General features: G+C 25.8%; 18 protein-coding genes and 2 pseudogenes. 12 read left to right on the top strand and 8 right to left on the bottom strand.

Going from position 1 to position 20945, the window contains the following annotated elements:
• Window positions 1-73: 73 nt before the first annotated feature.
• From AS160_RS01240 to AS160_RS01205, 8 genes are all read right to left on the bottom strand, one after another.
• A complete protein-coding gene (locus AS160_RS01240) occupies window positions 74-1456 on the bottom strand; it encodes an amidase family protein (RefSeq protein WP_165144168.1) in 1383 nt (460 codons plus the stop codon).
• Between the two features lie 16 nt (window positions 1457-1472).
• The gene (locus AS160_RS01235; RefSeq protein WP_165144167.1) at window positions 1473-2618 is read right to left on the bottom strand and encodes an MFS transporter; all 1146 of its coding nucleotides are present in this window, start codon (window positions 2616-2618) and stop codon (window positions 1473-1475) included.
• An 8-nt stretch (window positions 2619-2626) separates the two neighbouring features.
• The gene (locus tag AS160_RS01230; protein ID WP_165144166.1) at window positions 2627-3835 is read right to left on the bottom strand and encodes an alpha/beta hydrolase-fold protein; all 1209 of its coding nucleotides are present in this window, start codon (window positions 3833-3835) and stop codon (window positions 2627-2629) included.
• Between the two features lie 60 nt (window positions 3836-3895).
• On the bottom strand, window positions 3896-5608 hold the full coding sequence (locus AS160_RS01225) for a M3 family oligoendopeptidase (protein ID WP_165144165.1): 1713 nt from the start codon (window positions 5606-5608) through the stop codon (window positions 3896-3898).
• A gap of 370 nt (window positions 5609-5978) precedes the next feature.
• Complete coding sequence (locus AS160_RS01220) at window positions 5979-6254, bottom strand: hypothetical protein (protein ID WP_165144164.1); 276 nt, start codon at window positions 6252-6254, stop codon at window positions 5979-5981.
• 24 nt (window positions 6255-6278) lie between these two features.
• On the bottom strand, window positions 6279-6830 hold the full coding sequence (locus tag AS160_RS01215; RefSeq protein ID WP_165144163.1) for a GNAT family N-acetyltransferase: 552 nt from the start codon (window positions 6828-6830) through the stop codon (window positions 6279-6281).
• Window positions 6831-6843: 13 nt separating this feature from the next.
• Complete coding sequence (locus AS160_RS01210; protein WP_165144162.1) at window positions 6844-7752, bottom strand: pseudouridine-5'-phosphate glycosidase; 909 nt, start codon at window positions 7750-7752, stop codon at window positions 6844-6846.
• Entirely contained in the window at window positions 7746-8837 is a 1092-nt protein-coding gene (locus AS160_RS01205) for a PfkB family carbohydrate kinase (protein WP_165144161.1), read from the bottom strand. Before AS160_RS01205 ends, AS160_RS01210 begins: the two co-directional genes overlap by 7 nt.
• Before the next feature lie 159 nt (window positions 8838-8996).
• Between AS160_RS01205 and AS160_RS01200 the strand changes: the two genes are divergently transcribed.
• The 12 genes and pseudogenes from AS160_RS01200 (at window position 8997) to AS160_RS01145 (ending at window position 20932) form a co-directional block, all read left to right on the top strand.
• Window positions 8997-10682: a dynamin family protein gene (locus AS160_RS01200; RefSeq protein ID WP_165144160.1), complete on the top strand. Its 1686-nt coding sequence runs from the start codon at window positions 8997-8999 to the stop codon at window positions 10680-10682.
• Window position 10683: 1 nt separating this feature from the next.
• Window positions 10684-11607 (top strand): 1-phosphofructokinase family hexose kinase, encoded by a 924-nt coding sequence (locus tag AS160_RS01195; protein ID WP_165144159.1) that lies wholly within the window; start codon window positions 10684-10686, stop codon window positions 11605-11607.
• A 13-nt stretch (window positions 11608-11620) separates the two neighbouring features.
• Window positions 11621-12103, top strand: coding sequence for a thioredoxin-dependent thiol peroxidase (bcp, locus tag AS160_RS01190; protein ID WP_165144158.1), 483 nt, complete (start codon window positions 11621-11623; stop codon window positions 12101-12103).
• On the top strand, window positions 12103-13251 hold the full coding sequence (gene rlmD, locus AS160_RS01185; protein ID WP_241244196.1) for a 23S rRNA (uracil(1939)-C(5))-methyltransferase RlmD: 1149 nt from the start codon (window positions 12103-12105) through the stop codon (window positions 13249-13251). Before bcp ends, rlmD begins: the two co-directional genes overlap by 1 nt.
• 20 nt (window positions 13252-13271) lie before the next feature.
• On the top strand, window positions 13272-13721 hold the full coding sequence (locus AS160_RS01180; RefSeq protein ID WP_165144157.1) for an SRPBCC family protein: 450 nt from the start codon (window positions 13272-13274) through the stop codon (window positions 13719-13721).
• 1 nt (window position 13722) lies between these two features.
• On the top strand, window positions 13723-14172 hold the full coding sequence (locus AS160_RS01175) for a DUF2975 domain-containing protein (RefSeq protein ID WP_206528025.1): 450 nt from the start codon (window positions 13723-13725) through the stop codon (window positions 14170-14172).
• A gap of 511 nt (window positions 14173-14683) precedes the next feature.
• Entirely contained in the window at window positions 14684-17263 is a 2580-nt protein-coding gene (locus AS160_RS01170; RefSeq protein WP_165144155.1) for a DUF1566 domain-containing protein, read from the top strand.
• 96 nt (window positions 17264-17359) lie between these two features.
• A complete protein-coding gene (locus AS160_RS01165) occupies window positions 17360-17965 on the top strand; it encodes a hypothetical protein (protein WP_165144154.1) in 606 nt (201 codons plus the stop codon).
• 4 nt (window positions 17966-17969) lie between these two features.
• Window positions 17970-18484: pseudogene (locus tag AS160_RS11575) on the top strand (dihydrofolate reductase family protein).
• Between the two features lie 15 nt (window positions 18485-18499).
• Complete coding sequence (locus AS160_RS01155; protein ID WP_165144153.1) at window positions 18500-19192, top strand: rhomboid family intramembrane serine protease; 693 nt, start codon at window positions 18500-18502, stop codon at window positions 19190-19192.
• A 19-nt stretch (window positions 19193-19211) separates the two neighbouring features.
• Window positions 19212-20453: pseudogene (locus tag AS160_RS01150) on the top strand (D-serine ammonia-lyase).
• Window positions 20453-20932, top strand: coding sequence for a hypothetical protein (locus tag AS160_RS01145; protein ID WP_165144152.1), 480 nt, complete (start codon window positions 20453-20455; stop codon window positions 20930-20932). The pseudogene AS160_RS01150 and the gene AS160_RS01145 overlap by 1 nt, the downstream one beginning before the upstream one ends.
• Window positions 20933-20945: the final 13 nt, after the last annotated feature.

Genomic DNA, 20945 nt, shown 5'->3' with positions numbered 1-20945 from the left:
TTATAACATATTATCCATATTCCATTAAAAATTGGCTGCTAATAGCAACCAAAATAATTATATTCAATATTTTTTAAATTTCTGGAATTTCTCTTATTGGATATCTTTCTTCAAAACATTTTGCTAATGATAATATTTTCCCCTCTTCTAATGCTTTAGCTGTAAAAGTTATTCCAAAAGGACCATCTTTAGTATAACCTGCAGGAACTGTTACAGATGGATATCCAGATTTTGCTGATATTCCAGCTCCATAATTTGCTGGGAATATTAATGCAAATAAGTCATATTCTTCCATAACCTTATCAATACCGAATTTCCTAGAATATTTTCTATCATTAATTAAACTTTCAATATATTCTTTATCTTTTAAATTGGTTCCATCAGATTTTATCAATATATTTTGACCATATTTTATTGCTTCTCTATTATGAATATTGAATTTAATAATATCATTTAATGTTTTAACTTTTAAATTTTTGTCTTTCAAATAATTATTAATACCATGCTTAAACTCATAATACAATACATTAATATTATTTATTTTATCTAAATGCTCAAATTCAAATTCTATTATTTCTCCTCCAAGTTTTTTCACTCTTTCTAATGATTCATAAAATATATTTTTCTGATCTTCTGATAACCAATTTAAATGATTTTTTGACACTCCAAATTTTAATCCATTAAAATTATCCAATTTTTCTAAATCTGCATTATATTCTTTTGATAAATAAGATGCAGGATCTTTATCATCATATCCAATTAAAACTTTATATATTTCATATACATCTTCAACTGTTCTAGCAATTGGTCCAGCAGTATCTTGAGTATAAGATATTGGAATTATACCACTTCTACTAATTGTTCCAGTTGTTGGTTTTAGGCCAACACAAAAATTTGAGCTTGCAGGAGATAAAATAGAACCAGATGTTTCTGTTCCAATTGCAGCTAAACACAAATCTGCAGCAACAGCTACTGCCGAACCTGAACTTGACCCACCTGTATCAAAATCACCATATGGATTTTTTGTCTGTCCACCTAATGTACTATATCCGTTGGGCATATTAAAAGATACAAAATTAGCAAATTCAGTTAAGTTTGCTTTTGCTAATATAATAGCTCCAGATTTTCTTAATTTTTTTACTAAAAAGGCATCTTCTTTTGCATAATTTCCCTCTAATGACTTTGCTCCAGCAGTTGTTTGCATTTTATCAAAAGTATCTATATTTCCTTTAATTATAATAGGAACACCATGTAATTTACTTCTAACATTACTACTTTTCCTTTCAATATCCATTTGTCTTGCAATAAAAAGTGCATCAGGATTAATTTCTAAAATTGCATTCAAATATTTATATTTAGATATTCTTTCTAAATAAAACTCAACCAATTCAACAGAAGATAATCTTTTTTCAAAATATTCATTTACTTTTTTAATTGTTAAATTCATTAAATCCATCCTATCCCCTCCAACATTAATTTTCCTTCAATAACGAAATAAAAAGTAATTCAATAATATTAACAACTATAATAATTATTAATCCTGCAAAAAGTCCATACAATGTTCCAACTAAACCAATAACATATGAAAAACCACCAGAAATAATAGATGTTGCTGCAGAAGATATACTTAAAGCTATACCTTTATTACGTTTATACTTTTCAACTATAATGGCCTGAATAGTTGGATATGTTGTTGCATATGATAATCCTGTTAATATAGTCCCTATAGCTGATAATATAATGTTCTTTCCTAATAATATAGTAAAGGTAGAAAATACAACAGAAAAGAAAACTACAATAAATAACCATTTTTTATAACCAAATTTTTCTGGCATTCCAGATAATAGCGATCTACCTAAAAATAATCCAAGCCATAGAAAAGATGGAAAAATTGCTGCATTTGATACATCAAAGTTCCTTACTTCATATAAAAAAGTAGATATCCATGATGTAAAATTCATTTCATATCCAACATAAAATGATAATGCTAAAACTAATATTATCAATGAAGAATTCAATACTTCTCTCAACGAACCTTTACTATCTTCTAAATAATCAGCATGTAAATTTAATATATCATGTTTTATCATATATACAGATATTAATGGAATTAAATTAATTAATACAGCTAACAAGTATGACGATTTCCAATAGGGAGTATATCTTAATACTAATGAAGAAATTATAGGGCTAATTACAGCACCCATTGCAAATGAGGCATGTAATAAATTTAAAATCTTACCTTTTTTACCATCGCCAGAAACTCCTATTAAAAAAGGAACAGAAACTTCTAAAGCACCACCACCAAAATTAATAAGAAACATTCCAATAATAAGCATAATATATGAATTCATAAAAAACATAGTAAGATTACCAAATAATAAAACAAATACACCACTAACTATAACATAAAAAGCGTTCATTTTTTCTAATAAATATCCATATAATAATGAGGATATTAAAAAAGCTACTGAACCTAAAGACAATACTAGTCCCACCAAAGAATGATCAATTGAGTATGCTTTTTCTATAATGGGAATTAAAGTACTATTTAATATTAATGAGAATCCAAAAATAAAAAAACTACTAAATCCGAATATTAACTGTGCTTTTTTCATATTCCCTCCTATTTGCTATATAGCCATAAGAATATTTCTTCAAAATGCTTTGCCCAATAAGATTCGTTGTGAACCCCATTTTCATCTATTAATAAATTTACATTTTTATACCCTAAATTTTTCAATAATTCTGCCATTTCTATTGTATCATTTTTATACTTGTCAGGATCACTACCTTCTTTACCCCCTACATATAAAAATACTTTTATATCTCCAACGTATCCTCTATCTTTTGCATATTCTGTAATTTTGTTATCAGCAAACCAAAAAGCTGAAGATAATGCTCCAACTTTTTTGAATATCTCAGGATATTTTATTGCTGCATATAATGATATTAATCCACCCATTGAACTTCCCATAATCCCAGTATCTTCTTGAATAGTTCTAAAGTTGCTATCAATATATGGTTTAAGAGAATATACTATTGAGTCAACGTATTTATCTCCTTCTCCACCTTGACCTTTAGCAATTTGAATATTTGTATTATCCCATTTCCATGGAGAATATTCATTTAATCTATCATTTCCCCCATTATCTATCGCAACAATAATTACACCATTTGTTTTTCCTTCATTAAACAACTTTTCTAATGTTTCATCTACTTCCCATTCACCAACAAATGAAGTTGCAGCATCAAAAACATTTTGACCATCATGCATATATAAAACTGGATATTTTTTATTTGATGTTTCATAATCAGGTGGCAAATATATCCATATTCTTCTTTTTTTATTTAATTCCTTTAAATAAAAGTCATTTATTATTTTTATATTTCCTGTTAATGTATGTTTCACATTTCCCTCTCCTTTTTCTACAAAATCCCTCCAATTATATACAGTAATTTCAATAGTGTTGTTTTTATTATCAAATGTATATACTCTATTTGATATTTCTTCACCTTCTTTTCCCTTTTCAACCGTTTCCCAATTTCCTCTAGTTATTTTATACTCCATGGTAAAACCAGGATCAGCTTTTAAAGTTATTATATACTTATCTTTTTCTTTTTTTAATTTGTATAATTCATCAACTGGATTCCAATTATTAAAATTACCTGCTATATATATATTTGAATCATTTGGCGTATAATCAGGAACAGAAACTATTATAGTAACATAATTGTATTTATCATTGATAGCAGTACCCTTGTTGTTTTGAAAATAAGAACAACTACTAAATAATAAAATTACTATAGATAAAATAATAATAATTTTTTTCATGCAATCCACCCCAAATTTTTTATATTAATTTATTAAAAGGCGGGAATCCCGCCTTTTCTGTTATAATGATTCTATTTCAGACATTATAAACTCTACTAATTCTGATATGTACTTTTCTGAAAAATCAAATTTAATACCAGCAATTTCGTATAATTTTTTTACTGGATATTTGAAGCCGGAACTCAAAAATTCTTTATACTGTTCAATTGCCTTTTTACCATTTTCTTTATAATTTTTATAAACTGCAATAGCACCTAATTGTGACATTGCATATTCAATATAATAAAATGGAACTTCAAAAATATGCAATTGTCTTAACCATCTAATTCTTTTTTCTTTATCTAGTCCTTTCCAATCAATTCCAGTATTAAATCTGTCCATTAAACTAGCAAAATAATCATCTCTTTCTTCAGCTGTATGATCTGGATTTAAATATATCCAATGTTGAAAAGCATCAACAATCATTACCCAAGGTAAAATCTTTAATGTTCCAACTAATTGTTCTTTTTTTGCTTTTTTCAAATCTTCTGGATCATTATAATATTCACCTAAATATTCCAAAGTTAATAATTCCATTGACATAGAAGCTAACTCTGCTATTTCGCTAGGGAAATCTTTTAAGTGAGAAATAGGAATGTCTTTTGAATAAAATGTATGTTGTGCATGTCCTGATTCATGTAATAATGTTCTAACATCACCATGAATTCCTATTGCGTTCATAAATATAAATGCTGCACCTGTTTCATTTAATGGATAATTATATCCACCTGGTGCTTTCCCTTTTCTGTTAATTAAATCTAAAAATCCTGTATTTTTCATTTTTTCTAAATTTTCTGCAAAACTTCTATCAACTTTTGATAATATTTTTATAGCTTTCTCTACAAATTCTTCTTCTTTTTCAAAAGGTTTTAATATTTTTCCATCTACATCAACTTCAGTGTCCCAAGGTCTCAATGAATCTATACCCAACTTTTCCTTTCTTTCAGCATTTAATTTTGTTAATGCTGGAACTACAGCTTTTTCAACGGCATTATGGAATTCATATAAATCTTCTGGTTTAAAATCATATCTTCTTTTAGCATCATGCATATAATCTCTATAATTATCATATCCTGCATTTTTTGCAATTAGAATTCTTATTTCTTTTAATTCGTCAAATAATTTCTCTAATTCCTCATGATGCTCAATAACAGCATTATTTACCAATTTCCAAGCTTCTTCACGAACTTTTCTATCAGGATTTTTCAAGTAAATCCCCATTTGAGATAATGTTTTTTCTTCACCTTTATAATTAACTGTTATTTTAGAAATTATTTCACCATATTTGGAACTTAATTGTTGTTCTTTTACCATTAATGGTAAGTTTTCTTTTCTAAATAATTCAATATCTCTAGAAATAATTCTATTTAAATGTTCATAACTTTCACCTTTTAATTCATTTCTAAATGGAGATTCATAAAATTTCTTTTTTAGCAAGAAATCATATTCTTGTGCTGGAGATACTACATTAGCATAAAATTCATTAAATGCTTTAGAATTTTCTTCCTTTGTATCACATGTCATTCTGATATATCTCCATGCCATTTCTTCAGATAATATATTTTCTAATTCGGTCCATTTTTCTAAAAAAATCAATAAATCTTCGACAGAGTTTATTTCTTCATTTAAGAGTTTTTCTAATTCATCTTTAACTTCTTCCCAACTATTCAAATTAATAGCGTTTTTAAAATATTTTCTTGGTTTTTTTTCTATTCTTTCATCCGTTACAATCATAATAATCCTCCTTTTTTGTTAGTTATACTAATTATACTATATATTTTTATATTTACAAAATATTTTTATTTTAATTTTTTGTTTTTATAATTAAACATGTGAGATATTATTTCTGTATTGATATATAATAATAAATAAAATGATAATCTTCTACAAAAAATAAGTAATTTTTATATAAAAATGAAAATTCGATTTAAAAAAAGAAAGATTTAATGAGGTAATGTACGCTTACTAAAGTCGGAAGTAATTGATTAAACAAAATGTGATTTCCTTTGCCATAAAAAAAACACCCCCTACTTTATATTTATCTCTTTCAGGGGTGTATTTTTTTATTTTTTGTTTTTCATATAAATAAAATACGGAGTTCTTATTAGTAAATATATTTTAACCTATAGAAACCTTCATTTCCTACAACATATAATGTATCTTCTTTATCTAATTTATATGGATTCTCATTTACTTTCACTTCTACACCAATTTTTTCACTTATTTCATTTGCTTTTTTCTCACATCTCACATGGCTTTCAAATCCTTCTTTTATTCCATGTTTTAATTCTTCTAATGTAATTTTTTCAACCCTTAATTCTTCAACGGGTTTAATTAATATTAAGTCTAGATCAACCCTATCAGCTATGTATTTAGCCATATATATCCCTCCCTGATTTATATTTTACAATTCTATTATACCACAGTTAAAAAATTTATTCAAATTTGATAAATCAAATTCTAGTTGAATATCTAAAGGTTCTCTTTCATAAATCTCCCTAATTATTTCTTTTGAAGGGAAACAACCTATTTTTCTATAAAATGATTGAGTTTCTACAGATGGATGAGCTCCAATATATAATTTTTTTGCTCCCTTTTCTTTTGCTAGTTTAGCTAATAAATAAAATAATTTTTTTCCTATTCCTTTATTTCGATACTCTTTAGTTATATGAAAAGAATCTAATTCTAAATAATCTTTTGCAAAACATTTATTTGGTATTTTTCCAAACCCTATCAATTTATTATTTTCAAAAACACCTACAACAATCCCGCCATTTTTAACAGTTTCTTTTAAAGATATTGCTCTATTTCTTTTGTCTTCTAATGTCCAATTATCAATAAAATGATCTTCAATAATTTTTTCATCTCTATATACTAAAGTGGTTTCTTGATATCTATTAAAATCGTCTAATAAATTTTCGTGAATATCATTTTCTGTTAAAATTTTAAATTCCATGTTTTTACCTACACTATAAATATCTAGAAATTTGTGCAGCAAGTTTTGCATTGTTATATACTAATTGAATATTTGATTCTAAACTTTTCCCTTTTGTAATTTCTTTAATTTTAGCTAATAAGAAAGGAGTAGTTTCTTTTCCATTTATTCCCAATTTATCAGCTTCTTTTAAAGCATTTTCAATTGCAAGATTTATTTCTTCATAATCCATTTGATATTCTTCAGGGATAGGGTTTGCGATTACAGCACCACCTTTTAAGTTTAAATTCCATTTTGTTTTTAAGAATTCTGCGATTTCTTGTGGGGTATCTAATTTAAAGTTAACTTTAAATCCACTTTTTCTAGTATAAAACGCTGGTAATTCTTCTGTTTGATAACCAATTACTGGAACTCCAAATGTTTCTAAATATTCTAAAGTTAATCCAAGATCTAAAATCGATTTAGCACCTGCACATACTACTGCAACATTAGTATGTGCTAATTCTTGTAAATCTGCAGAAATATCAAAAGTTTCTTGTGCATTTCTATGAACTCCACCTATTCCACCAGTAGCAAAAACTTTTATTCCTGCTAAAGATGCAATTATCATTGTTCCTGCAACAGTAGTAGCACCATCTAATTTTTTGGATACAACATATGGAATATCTCTTCTACTAACTTTTATAACATCAGTTCCTTTTTTTCCTAAATACTCTATTTCTTTTTTAGAAAGTCCAGCTTTTAGTTTTCCATTAATAATAGCTATTGTTGCTGGAACTGCACCATTTTCTCTAATTATTTGCTCAACATTTAATGCCGTTTCGACATTTTGAGGATATGGCATTCCATGGGAAATTATTGTTGATTCTAAAGCTACAACAGGTTTATTATTATTTAAAGCTTCTTTTACCTCATTAGATAATACTAAATATTCATTTAACATAATTTCATCTCCTTTATTGTTTTATATATATTGTCAATATTAAGCTCTTTAGAGTTTGTCTCTTCTGATTTTAAGGTTATTATTGAAGCAGCTATTGCAAATGATGCAGACTTAAATAAATCAAAGTTGTTTATATAAGAATATACTAAGGCTGCAGCAAAAGCATCTCCGGCTCCCGTAGCATTTTTTATTTCTATTTTTGGAGATTCTAATTTAATAATTTCATTTTCATTTGCACATATAACTCCCTTTTCTCCCATTGTTAAAAAAACTTGCTTAACACCTTTGGATATTAATTTTTTACAGGCTATTTTGGCATCGCTTTCATTAGATATTTTCATATCTGTTAAAATTTCTGCTTCTAACAAATTAGGTTTAATTGTATGAAATTTACCAATAATATCTTTAATTTTTTTTGTTTTTGAAGTTGAAACGGGATCTAAAAAAACAGGATTATTGTAATTTTCTAGTATATATATAATACTATTTTTTGGAATATTTGTATCTAATACTATTAAACTACTATTTTGAAGGATATTATTTTTTGATTGTAAAAATTCAGGATTAATTTCTTCACATATATCCATATGAGAAATAGCTATTTCCATATCTCTATTTTCATTTAATATTGCTAAATAGGTAGATGTTTGGTTTTTTGAAGAAAATAACGAATTACTAATATCAATTCCAATATTTTTTGAATGATTAATTATTTTCTTACCATATATATCATTTCCTAAAGCAGTAATTAATTTTACGTTAATATCTAATTTTGCAATATTTTCTGCTATATTCCTGCCTACTCCTCCTAGAGATAAATTTACATATCCAGGATTAGAATCTTTATGTAATAATTTATTTCTAGGATATCCAGTAATGTCTATATTTGATCCTCCAATAACTACGACATATTTATTTTCGTTTAATATATAACCTCTTCCCATAATATACCCTTTTTTAATTAAATTTGTTATGTGTATTGCTACTGAAGATCTAGCAATTTTTAACTTAGAAGCAATTTCCTCTTGAGTAATAAAAGGGTTTAATTTAATAAGTTCTAATATTTCTTTTTCTCTATTTGTCATATAATCACCTAAACTTTTGTTTAAATTATTAAACTCAAGTTTATTATATCTCTTTTTTTTATTTTTGTCAATAACATATAAATTCCAAAATATTTGTTATAAATATTTGTTATAATAAAATGATATAATATAATGATAAATTATTAAGGGGGTATTAACTTGGGAATTATTGACCAGGAGGTTATATTAAAAAGAAATGAAATTAATAATATTATTGATGATCTGTCGTATATATTAAAGGATATTAAAAGAGAAGAAAATATAATTGATATTAAAAAAAGGATTAACGAACCATATACATTTATGATTGTTGGTGAAGTTAATTCTGGAAAAAGCAGTTTTGTAAATGCACTTCTAAAAAGCAAAGAATTAGCCAAAGTTTCACCTCAAACTTGTACAGATAAAATTAATGTTATAGAGTATTCAGATAAACCTAATGAAAAAGATTTAATAGATAAATATACTAAATATATTGGAAGACCATATGAAATATTAAAAAACATTAGAATTGTTGATACACCTGGAACAAATAGTATGGTAATAGAACATGAAAAAATTACCGAATCTTTTATTCCAAATGCGGATTTAATAATATTTATTTTCCCTGCGAACAATATAGAGGCAGGATCTGCTTGGAGATTTTTTGAAAAGATTGTTCAAAAATATCAAAAAAATGTAATAATAGTATTAACTATGAAAGATATTGCTAAAGAAGAACAAATAAAAATAAATTTAGAAAATGCTAAAATTAGAGCTAAAGATAAAGGGAAAGATGTACCTGTATTTGTTGTATCTTCCGATATGGAATTTGAAGGTAAAGACTCAGGTTTTGATGAAGTTAGAAATTTTATAATTAATACAGTTACAGGGGTAAAAAAAGAATTTGGAAAATTAGAATCATTGGCTAATCAAATTGTAGCTTTATTATATGATATAAAGGAGGATATATATAACAAGAAAAAGAACTTATTAGATCAAATCGAAATTATTGAAGATATAGAAAGAAACATAGATATATCGAAAAAAAATTCTATTAATGAAATAGAATTATGGATTAATATTATTTTAGAAAACTATAGAAATATATCTAAAAGAGTTAAAAATAAATTAGAGGAAGAGATAACAGTATGGAAATTATTAAGAAGATCTTTTTCTAAAAAAGAAAATATTAGGGCTTTAGAAGATGAGATAAAGAATATATATATATCTGAATTGTTAAATACCACCAAGGAAATTTCTGCAGAAAGATCTTCAAAATTTATAGAAAATATAAAAGATATGTTAAATAAAAATATTGATGAATTAAAAAAACTAGAAAAAACAATAGATTTAAAAAATATTTTCTATGATTTTGGAGAACAAAGAAAAAAAATGATTGAAAATACTATTTCAAAAATAGATGAGTATATAAAAAATGAAAAATTTATTGATTTAATAAAAGAAGAAAAATTAAAATCTGTTAATTCAGCTGTGTTTAGCGGTACTGGATTATCAGCATTAGGCATAATTTTAATGATGTCTACGCAGATATCTATTTTTGATATTTCTGGAGGAATAATAACTGGGTTAGGTGTAATGACTGGAACTGTGTTTGCAGCTTTAAGAAAAAATACTATTTTAAAGAAAATTGAAAAAAGTTTTGATGAAGGTGAAGAAATAATAAAAAATAATTTAGAATCAAATTTATATGGCGTAGTAGAATTAATATATAATGATATAAATACCTTATTTTCTAATTATGAAGAAAATGTATTAATAGAAAAAGAAAGATTAGAAAGTTTAAATGAAACTATCGAAAGGTATATTAGTAGATTAAAAGATTTTATAATTTCTTTGGGGGGATAATATGATATTTACATTAACTATGAATCCTTGTCTTGATAGGTATATATATATAGATGAATTAATACCAGATGATACTATAAGAGCAAAAAAAATTGTTGATTATCCTGCTGGAAAAGGAATAGATGTTTCAAGAGTTATTAAAGAACTTGGAGGAGTTTCTGTAGCAGTAGCGCTTTTAGGTGGCCATAATGGAAGAAGAATAGAAGAAATGCTTGATGAAGAAGGGGTTATATATTCATCAATAAGAATATCTTTTGAAACTCGTATGAATATTATATTAGAAGAAAAAACACAATATAGAATGAGTATGCCTGGCGAAAAAGTTAAAAGAGAAAAATTACAAAAGGTATTTGATGTTTTACATTTATTAGTTCGGGAAGGAGATACTGTAGTAATTTCAGGTAGTTTACCTAAGGGAGTAGATCCTGACTATTATACAGGTTTAATTTTTTCTTTAAAACAATGGGGAGCAACTGTTTTTTTTGATGCTGATGGTAATAATTTAAAAGCCGGTCTTGAAGCTGAACCATATTGTATAAAACCAAATACGCATGAACTTTCAAGATTAATAAATAAAGATATAGATGAGAAAGATAAAAATTTAATTGCTAAATATGCTAAAGAAACTTTGGAAAAATATAATTTAAATGAAATTTTAGTATCTATGGGAAAATATGGAAGTGTATATGCAAATTGGGATGAGGCTTATTATTCCTATCCTATAAAATTAGAAGTAAAAAGTGCTGTAGGTGCGGGAGATTCATTTTTAGCAGGATATGTTATGAAGTATAAAGAAAATAAATTAGAAGCATTTAAATTAGCTAATGCAGCAGGTAATGCAGCAGTATTAACGCCTGGGACTGAACTATGCAAAAAAAATGATGTTGAAAAGCTTCTTTCTAAAATAAAGATAGAAAAATTATAAAGGGAGTGATGTTATGGGATATTTAAAATATAATATTGGCGAGAATGTTGATTTTGAAATTAATGAAACAAATGGCGAGAAAATAAAGAGTAAAGACTTAAAAGGTAAATGGGTAGTTTTATATTTTTATCCAAAAGATAATACCCCTGGATGTACAGTTGAAGCAAAAGATTTTACATTATTGATAGATGAATTTAAAAAATATAATGCTGAAGTAATAGGTATTAGCCCAGATAATATTGATAAACATAAAAAATTTATAGAAAAACATGATTTAAAAGTAAAATTAGGTTCAGATGAGAACAAAGAATTGTTGGAAAAATTTGGAGTATGGCAGATGAAAAAAATGTTTGGAAAAGAGTATTATGGAGTAGTAAGAACTACAGTGTTGATAGATCCTGAAGGGAAAATTAATTATGTATGGGAAAAAGTCAAAGTAAAAGGACATGCAGAAGAAGTATTAAATAAAATTAAAGAAAATATCGGAGGTAAATAATGTTAAAATGTGATGTTTTTGGTAAATGTGGAGGATGTACTTATTTAGATATTGATTATGATTTGCAATTAAAAAATAAAACAGAAGAGATTTTAAAGGTTATAAAAGATAGTATGATAGAAATAAAAAATTATGAAGGGGTTTTATCATCTCCTCTTAAATATTATTATAGGAACAAAATGGAATATTCATTTGGAAATGAAATTAAAGATGGACCTTTAACTATTGGATTAAGAGGTAGAGGTAAGTTCTATGACGTGTATTCAGCAAAAACATGTAAAATTGCTCCCACGGATTTTGGGAAAATAATAGAATTTTCAGAAAAGTTTTTTAAAGATATTTCTTTTAGAAATTATAGAAAACATACAGGATATTTAAGACATTTAGTTATGAGAAAAGGATTTAAAACTAATGAAATATTATTAAACATATCTACTTCATCTGAAGATTATCACTCATATGTTGAAAAATGGGCTAATGAAGTTTTAAATTTAGAATTAGAAGGTAAAATAGTTAGTATATATCATACTATAACAGATGCTAAATCTACTGTAGTTAAACCAGATGAATTAAGAAAGTTATATGGAAAGGATTTTTTTGAAGAAGAAATATTAGGAATCAAATTTAAAGTTGGACCTTTTTCATTTTTACAAACAAATACATTAGGTTCAGAGGTGTTATATTCAAAAGTTTTAGATTATATAGATGAAAATGCTAAAACAGGATTTGATTTATATTGTGGGGCAGGAACAATAACATTATTAATGGCAAAAAAATTAGAAAAGGTAATTGGTATTGAAATTGTAAAAGAAGCTGTTGAAGCTGCAAAAGAAAATGCAAAAAATAACAAAACGGATAATGTTGAGTTTTATTTAGGTGACGCAAAGGATGTTGTGAAACAATTGGATGAAAAGTTAGACACAATTGTAGTAGATCCACCTAGAGCAGGCTTACATAAGAATGTAATAGATTTTATTTTAGAAAACAAATTTGAAAATGTTGTATATGTTTCATGTAATCCTTCAAATTTTGCAAGAGACATGATTTATTTGAAAGAGATATATGAAATTGAAAAGTTTGTTTTTGTTGATATGTTTCCACATACTAAACATCTCGAATCAGTAGCTAAACTTAGAAAGAAAAAATAAATTATTTAGGCGGGGATAAAATGAATGTATCTGCATCAGTTTTTATTGATTCAACAAAAGAAGAAGTATGGAAGGTGATATCTAATATTGAAAATTCACCTAACTTTATTTCAGGTATAAATAAAATTGAAATTTTGGAAAAACATAATGAGGGATTGATAGGATTAAAATGGAAAGAAACAAGAACAATGTTCGGCAAAGAATCAACTGAAACAATGTGGATTATCGAGGCAGTTGAAAATGAATATTATAAAACTAGAGCTGAAAGTCATAGAATGATTTATATATCAGAATTAAGAATAGCTGAAGAAAATGGGAAAATTAAATTAACAATGAATTTTTATGGTGAAGCCACATCATTTTTTGGAAAAATTATGTCTTTTATTTTTAGTAAAATTATGCGTAACTCTACTAAAAAAATGATATTGGAGGATTTAAATGATATAAAAAAATATATAGAAGGTAGATAATATGAAATTTAAGATTATATATTTAAAATCTTTTATTTTTGGAATTATTATTTTTACAATAATTATTTCCATTTTTGTTATTCCCTCTCTGATTAGGGAAGGTATGGAGTTTTATTCAAAAATCCCTATTATAATATTTTTTTCAGGAATATATTTAACAATAATTCCTTTTATTTATTCAAACATACAAGTTATTAAAATATTTGGATATGTGAATAACAATGAATTTTATTCTGAAAAAACGGTACAATCATTAAACAAAATTAAAAAATCGTTTTTTGTAATTGGGATAATTTATACGCTGTTAATGCCGATGTTTTATTATTTAGGAGAAATAGATGATGCACCTGGATTAATATTAGTAGGACTAATTATTGTATTATCTACATTTTTTGTATATATATTAAATTCAATATTTATTGAATTAATAAAAATTAAAATCTCAAAATAATGTGCTCTCTGAAAGATGGTAATTAAAAAACGTAATAAATTTACCCAACATGGCTCCAGTAATCTGCTGGGGCCATAATTTATCTTGGTTTTTAAACTTTTTTATGAATGATTATTTTTAAATGCTTTTTTGAATATAATCTTCTATATTCATTATCAAGGTATTTGTATAATAATGTTTTATATAATAAAGTTTATATATATATTAATCTATCTATTATTCTTATTTTTTCTATACTTCCATTTTTTGATTTCTTTTACTTTTTACTTGTCTTCCCTTCTGTTTTTTCATTTTTTTAATATTGCTTTATCTATTGAGCACTTCTTTGCTATTTGATAAAGTAATTTTTCTTTAAATTATGTACTTACAACCTCTTCTTTAAAATCATCTGAATACTTTCTATTGTTTTTTTATTTCATTTTTTGGTTCGATCATAAATGTTTTTTCTAAGTTATTTTTAAGGTAAATATTATAAAATTGTTTAAATAATATTTATATATGGAGGTGCATTATGAATATCAACAAAGTATTAAAAATTATTTTTGCTTTCTTTCCAGTATTAATTGTAGGAAACATATTTTCTGACTCTATCCCTTATTCCTATACTATAACTGACACTGATCAAAAAAAATGTTATGATAATTTCAAAGAAATTGATTGCCCTGAGCCTGGGGAAAAATTTTATGGACAAGATGCACAATATACAGGATATGAATCAAAATTTAATGATAATGGTGATGGTACTGTTAGTGATTTAACCACAGGATTGATGTGGATAAAAAGCCCAGACTGGGATAAAAACGGGATTATTAATTATAACGATAAAATGTCCTATAACGAAGCAATTGAATATGTGAAAAAACTAAATAAAGAAGATTATTTAGGTTATAATGATTGGAGATTACCTACAATAAAGGAATTATATTCTTTGATAAAATTTAGTGGTGTTGATCCTAGTGGATATGATGGAAATGATACTAGCAAACTTACACCATTTATTGATACTAATTATTTCGATTTTGCATATGGCGATATAAATTCTAATGAAAGAATAATAGATGCACAATATCTTTCATCTACTAAATATGTATCAACTACTATGAAAGATGCTGAAACAGTATTTGGAGTAAATTTTGCTGATGGCAGAATCAAAGGATATCCAACTGGCCCAATGCCCGGAAGAAAAGAAGATAAACAGTTTTATGTAATTTATGTAAGAGGAAATCCTGAATATGGGAAAAATAATTTTGTTGATAATAATGATGGAACTATAATAGATAACGCTACAGGATTAATGTGGTCTAAAAATGATAGTGGTGTTGCAATGACATGGGAAGAAGCTTTGGAATGGGTGCAAGAAAAAAATGAAGAAAATTATTTAGGTTATAATGATTGGAGATTACCAAATGCAAAAGAATTACAATCAATAGTTGATTACACAAAATCTCCAGATACTTCAAATTCTGCAGCAATTGATTCGGTTTTTCAATGTACCACAATAACAAATGAAGAAAATAAAGAAGATTATGGATATTATTGGACAAGTACAACTCATGTATCTCTTCATGGAGCGCAAAATGCGGTTTATATTTCATTTGGTAGAGCTTTAGGATGGATGACTGATCGTTTTGGAAACAAAGAGATTATGGATGTTCATGGAGCTGGGGCTCAAAGATCAGACCCAAAAATTGGTAATCCAGATAATTTTGAATATGGTAGAGGCCCACAAGGTGATGTAATAAGAATATATAATTTCGTAAGGTTAGTACGAGACGTTTCCGAGAAACAAAATAATGTTTACTCAGAAAAAAATATTAGTTCTAATTCTGAAGAAACTATGGTAAAAAATGAAGAAAATAAAAAAGAAGGATATATCTTATTTAGTCCTCTTTCTTCAACAAAAACATTTTTAATAAATAAAGAAAAGGAAATTGTACATTCATGGGATAGTGAATACTATCCTGGCCAAAATACATATCTTTTAGAAAATGGCCATATATTAAGAACTGGGAAGGTAAGGAATCTAACCTTTGAACACGGTGGTGGCTTAGGTGGTATAATACAAGAGTTTGACTGGGATGGGAATTTAGTTTGGGAATTTAAATATTCTTCAAAAAATTTTTCAGCACATCATGATATAGAACCATTACCAAACGGAAATATTTTAATTATAGCTTGGGAATTAAAAAGTAAAAAAGAGGCTATAGAAAAAGGAATAGATCCTAAATATATTACAGATAATGGAATTTGGAGTGAAAGTATTATTGAAATAAAACCTAAAGGAAAAAATGATGCTGAAATTGTATGGAAATGGAGTGCTTGGGATCATATAATTCAGAATTATGATTCTAATAAACCAAATTATGGTGAAATAAAAGATCATCCAGAAAAAATAAATATAAATTACAAAACATTAGGAAATAAAAATGATCCTGATTGGTTACATATAAATTATGTTGACTATAATCCAGAACTAGATCAAATATTACTAACTGTACATAACTTTAGCGAAATATGGGTAATAGATCATAGTACAACTACTCAAGAAGCAAAAACTGATAATGGTGGAAAATATGGAAAAGGTGGAGATATATTATATCGTTGGGGTAATCCTGCTGCATATGATTTCGGAAATAAAAATGATCAAATACTTTTCGGCCCTCATAATGCTCATTGGATTCCAAATGAATTTTCAAATTATGGTAACATTTTAATATTTAATAATGGTCAAGGAAGAACTAATGGAAATTTTTCAGAAATAATTGAAATTACTCCTTATTTAAACTTAAATAATATTGATAATAATTTTTATAAAAATGTTGAAGAAACTAAAATTTCTTGGAAATATATTTCTAAATATTATTCTGATAGAATATCTGGAGCAGTTAGATTACCAAATGGAAATACATTGATATGTTATGGTCCTCAAGGGATATTTGAAGAAATCACATACAACGGTGAAATTATTTGGTCGTATACAAATCCATTTGGTGAAAAAATAGATACTCCAAATAAAAATAATGGTATAAAAAATGCTGTTTTTACAATAAATTGGTATAATAATGATTATTCACCATTTCTTAAAAAATAAATGATTAGGTAATCAATATTTTATTGATTACCTATTTTATTTGACAAACAAATATATTAATAATATAATTAGATAAGAATAATATGGAGGTAAATTATGAATAAAAATATCGAAAAATTAGAAAGTTATTTTCATCAATTTAAATATAGAATAAAGATATTTGAAATATTATCAAAAAACTTTGATATAAAAAATGTATTATATCCAGGTTCATATGTTGATATTACTCCATCTATAATTTTTTATGATGTTACATATATTGATAATAATAAAATAGCAAATTCAATTTTCAAAAATAATATATCAACTGTTTATGAAATAATAGAAAAAGAAAAAAAATACACATCAAAATTAAATATAGAATTTATTTATTCAGATTATTGGAATGAAATGGATTTGAATAAATCATTTGATCTTTTAATTTCATTATATGCTGGATTTGTTTCTCAAGCGTGTAAAAAATATTTAAAAAAAGATGGAATTTTATTTGTTAATGATAGTCATGGAGACGCAACCTCTGCTTATTTCGATAACACATTTGAGCTTATTGGTGTAATTGATAATAATAAAATATTTTTTAATAGTTTAGAACAATATTTTATTTCAAAAAAAGAAATTGATTTAGTGAAAGTAAAAAATACAATGAAACCTCCTAAATATATTAAAAATGCTGATTTTTATATTTTTAAAAAAGTGAGGTAAAAATATGGGAAATTTTATATTAAATTTAGCAATGAGTCTTGATGGATATATTGCAGATGAAAATGGTGGTTTTGAATGGATAAGAGGAAAAGATTCTGATATAAAATCAAGAGAACAATTTGATTTTAATAGTTTTTTAAAAGAAATTGATATAGTGGTAATGGGAGCAAAAGCATATGAAGATACACCAGAAGAATCTTTGACACTTTTTTGAAAGATAAAAAAATATTCGTTTTAACTAGTAGAGAATTAAAAAAAAGGTCTAATGTTGAATTTATTAATTCAATAGACATAGTTTCAAATAATTTAGGGAAAAATATTTGGGTATATGGAGGAAGAAAATTAGTTAGTCTATTTTTAAAAGAAAATATAATAGATGAATTTATTATAGGTATAATACCTATAATACTAGGTAAAGGCATCCCATTATTTATAGATAATAGACCTATTATAGACTTAAAACTAATTAATTATTATGTTGAGAATGATATTGTTATTTTAAGATATAAAAAAATTTGAAAGTGGTGAATATATATGTTTCCATTAAGAGATATTAACCCAAGTAGCAAAAAGCCTATCGTTACTATAATATTGATAACAATAAATGTAATAATATTTGTTTTTGAAATGTTTTTACCTTCACATTTAAGAGAAGCTTTTATTCAATATTATGGGTTTATTCCATCTGAACTAACAAAGGCTATAGCATATGGAGATATAGGATATATTGGTTTAAATATTTTTACAATATTTACTAGTATGTTTCTTCATGGAAGTTTTATGCATATTTTAGGTAATATGTGGTCTTTATGGTTATTTGGAGACAATGTTGAAGATAGACTAGGTCATTTTAAATTTTTAATTATATACTTATCAAGTGGGTTTATTGCATCTTTCACTCATTATATTTTTCATTTAAATTCTTCTATAGTTGCAATAGGAGCATCAGGCGCAATAGCAGGTATTATTGGTATATATTTTGTTTTATTTCCTTTTGCAAAAATTGAAACATTGTTTTTATTATTATGGATTCCATTTTTTGTAAATATACCGTCATTTATATATATAGGTTTATGGTTTATATCTCAAGTGTTTAATGGAGTATTGTCTTTAATTGGACCTATATATGGATCAGGTGTTGCTTGGTGGGCACATATAGGTGGATTCATATTTGGTGCATATATAGCAAAAAGATATAGAAAAAAACATATTTATTATTTTATTTAATTATTATTTTATTTATTTAATGGGGGTATTTATGATTGAGAAAATAAAGAAACTAGAACCTATATTATGGAAAAATCAAAATAAAATAAGTTCTGAAATAGCTTTAAATAAAATAAGCATAACGTATGATGATATATTAGATGCAGAAAATAGATTAAAAAGATTTGCTCCTTTAATAAAAAAATTATTTCCCGAAACTAAAGATGGAATTATTGAATCTCCTTTAATAGAGATAAGCAATATGAAAAAGGAGCTTGATTTGTTATATAATCATGAATTAAGTGGAAGATTATTACTTAAATGTGATAATTATTTGAAAGTTGCTGGTTCAATAAAGGCAAGAGGTGGTATATACGAAGTATTAAAACACACTGAAAAATTAGCTCTTGAGCATAATATTTTAAAAGAATATGATGATTATTCTATATTATCTGAATATAAAGATTTTTTTTCTAAATATAAAATTGCAGTAGGTTCCACTGGTAATTTAGGATTATCTATAGGAATTATGGCATCTTCTTTAGGGTTTCATGTTGATGTACATATGTCTAATGATGCAAAAGAATGGAAAAAAGAAATTTTAAGAAGCAGAGGAGTAAATGTAATAGAATATAATGATGATTATACAAAAGCTGTAGAAGAAGGAAGAAAACAATGTATAAAGGATAAAAACTGCTATTTTATTGATGATGAAAATTCAGTTGATTTGTTTTTAGGTTATGCTGTAGCTGCTTTAAGATTAAAAAAACAATTAGATGATTTAAATATAATTATTAACAAAGAAAATCCATTATATGTTTATTTGCCATGTGGAGTTGGAGGAGCACCCGGTGGCATTACCTTTGGTCTAAAACACATTTTTGGAAATAATGTTCATAGTTACTTTGTTGAACCTACACATTCTCCGTGTATGTTATTGGGGTTGATTACAAAAAAATATGATAAAATACATATTAAAGATTATGGAATAGATAATATTACAGAGGCTGATGGACTAGCTGTTGGTTCTCCTTAAAAACTAGTATCAGAAATGGCAGATATGTTAATTGATGGGATATATACTATAGAAGATGATGAGTTATTTAAATTATTATCTATGATTAAAGATACAGAAAATATAAAATTAGAACCTTCAGCAGCTGCATCTTTAAAAGGGCCTTATTTAATAAAAGAAAAAGGTATTCATATATCCTGGGCAACCGGAGGATTGTTAATACCTGAAAACATATATAACAATATGTATAAAAGAGGGAAATTATAATGTTTTATTTGAATTCAGAGTTTATCATGTATCCAAAAAATGTTATATCTTTCGCATTAACTGTGAGACCTGCAAATTCTGGTAGGATATATTTGTATTTATACGCAAATTCTTTAGCTGCATCGTGGAAAATAGGTAAAATGAGAAAGTTTACCGATTATATATCTTACAGAAAAATGTCAAGATATTTAGAAATAGACTATTTTGTAATTGAAAAAAGCACTCAAGCATTAAAAAAAATGGGTGCTATTGAAGTTGTTGAAACAAATAATAAAGGAACTATATATAAAATAAATATTCCTGAATATTATGATAATGAAAAATTTGAATGGATTTTTAAAGATCCGGAAGAATCTATTATTTTCTCTAATTTAGGTAATTCTATTGATGATGTATTAGATTCTTTGAAACATATGAAATCTAAAATAAAGGAAAATAAGATTCCACTTTTTAAGTCTCCGGTATTAAGTCAAGAGTAAAACAAATATTATG

The organism is Marinitoga sp. 38H-ov, from assembly GCF_011057715.1.
Lineage (GTDB): Bacteria > Thermotogota > Thermotogae > Petrotogales > Petrotogaceae > Marinitoga.
The sequence above is the reverse complement of the archived record's forward strand: the minus strand, read 5'-3'. Positions and strand labels throughout refer to the sequence as shown.

What these genes read in the sequence shown, in the direction of transcription:
- AS160_RS01145 (WP_165144152.1), top strand. Translation starts at nt 20,453, where the DNA reads ATGTTTTATTTGAATTCAGAGTTTATCATGTATCCAAAAAATGTTATA.
- AS160_RS01210 (WP_165144162.1), bottom strand. Translation starts at nt 7,752, where the DNA reads ATGTTAAATGAATATTTAGTATTATCTAATGAGGTAAAAGAAGCTTTA.
- AS160_RS01165 (WP_165144154.1), top strand. Translation starts at nt 17,360, where the DNA reads ATGAATAAAAATATCGAAAAATTAGAAAGTTATTTTCATCAATTTAAA.
- AS160_RS01220 (WP_165144164.1), bottom strand. Translation starts at nt 6,254, where the DNA reads ATGGCTAAATACATAGCTGATAGGGTTGATCTAGACTTAATATTAATT.
- AS160_RS01225 (WP_165144165.1), bottom strand. Translation starts at nt 5,608, where the DNA reads ATGATTGTAACGGATGAAAGAATAGAAAAAAAACCAAGAAAATATTTT.
- bcp (WP_165144158.1), top strand. Translation starts at nt 11,621, where the DNA reads ATGGGATATTTAAAATATAATATTGGCGAGAATGTTGATTTTGAAATT.
- AS160_RS01155 (WP_165144153.1), top strand. Translation starts at nt 18,500, where the DNA reads ATGTTTCCATTAAGAGATATTAACCCAAGTAGCAAAAAGCCTATCGTT.
- AS160_RS01175 (WP_206528025.1), top strand. Translation starts at nt 13,723, where the DNA reads ATGAAATTTAAGATTATATATTTAAAATCTTTTATTTTTGGAATTATT.
- AS160_RS01195 (WP_165144159.1), top strand. Translation starts at nt 10,684, where the DNA reads ATGATATTTACATTAACTATGAATCCTTGTCTTGATAGGTATATATAT.
- AS160_RS01205 (WP_165144161.1), bottom strand. Translation starts at nt 8,837, where the DNA reads ATGACAAATAGAGAAAAAGAAATATTAGAACTTATTAAATTAAACCCT.
- AS160_RS01170 (WP_165144155.1), top strand. Translation starts at nt 14,684, where the DNA reads ATGAATATCAACAAAGTATTAAAAATTATTTTTGCTTTCTTTCCAGTA.
- AS160_RS01230 (WP_165144166.1), bottom strand. Translation starts at nt 3,835, where the DNA reads ATGAAAAAAATTATTATTATTTTATCTATAGTAATTTTATTATTTAGT.
- AS160_RS01215 (WP_165144163.1), bottom strand. Translation starts at nt 6,830, where the DNA reads ATGGAATTTAAAATTTTAACAGAAAATGATATTCACGAAAATTTATTA.
- rlmD (WP_241244196.1), top strand. Translation starts at nt 12,103, where the DNA reads ATGTTAAAATGTGATGTTTTTGGTAAATGTGGAGGATGTACTTATTTA.
- AS160_RS01180 (WP_165144157.1), top strand. Translation starts at nt 13,272, where the DNA reads ATGAATGTATCTGCATCAGTTTTTATTGATTCAACAAAAGAAGAAGTA.
- AS160_RS01240 (WP_165144168.1), bottom strand. Translation starts at nt 1,456, where the DNA reads ATGGATTTAATGAATTTAACAATTAAAAAAGTAAATGAATATTTTGAA.
- AS160_RS01235 (WP_165144167.1), bottom strand. Translation starts at nt 2,618, where the DNA reads ATGAAAAAAGCACAGTTAATATTCGGATTTAGTAGTTTTTTTATTTTT.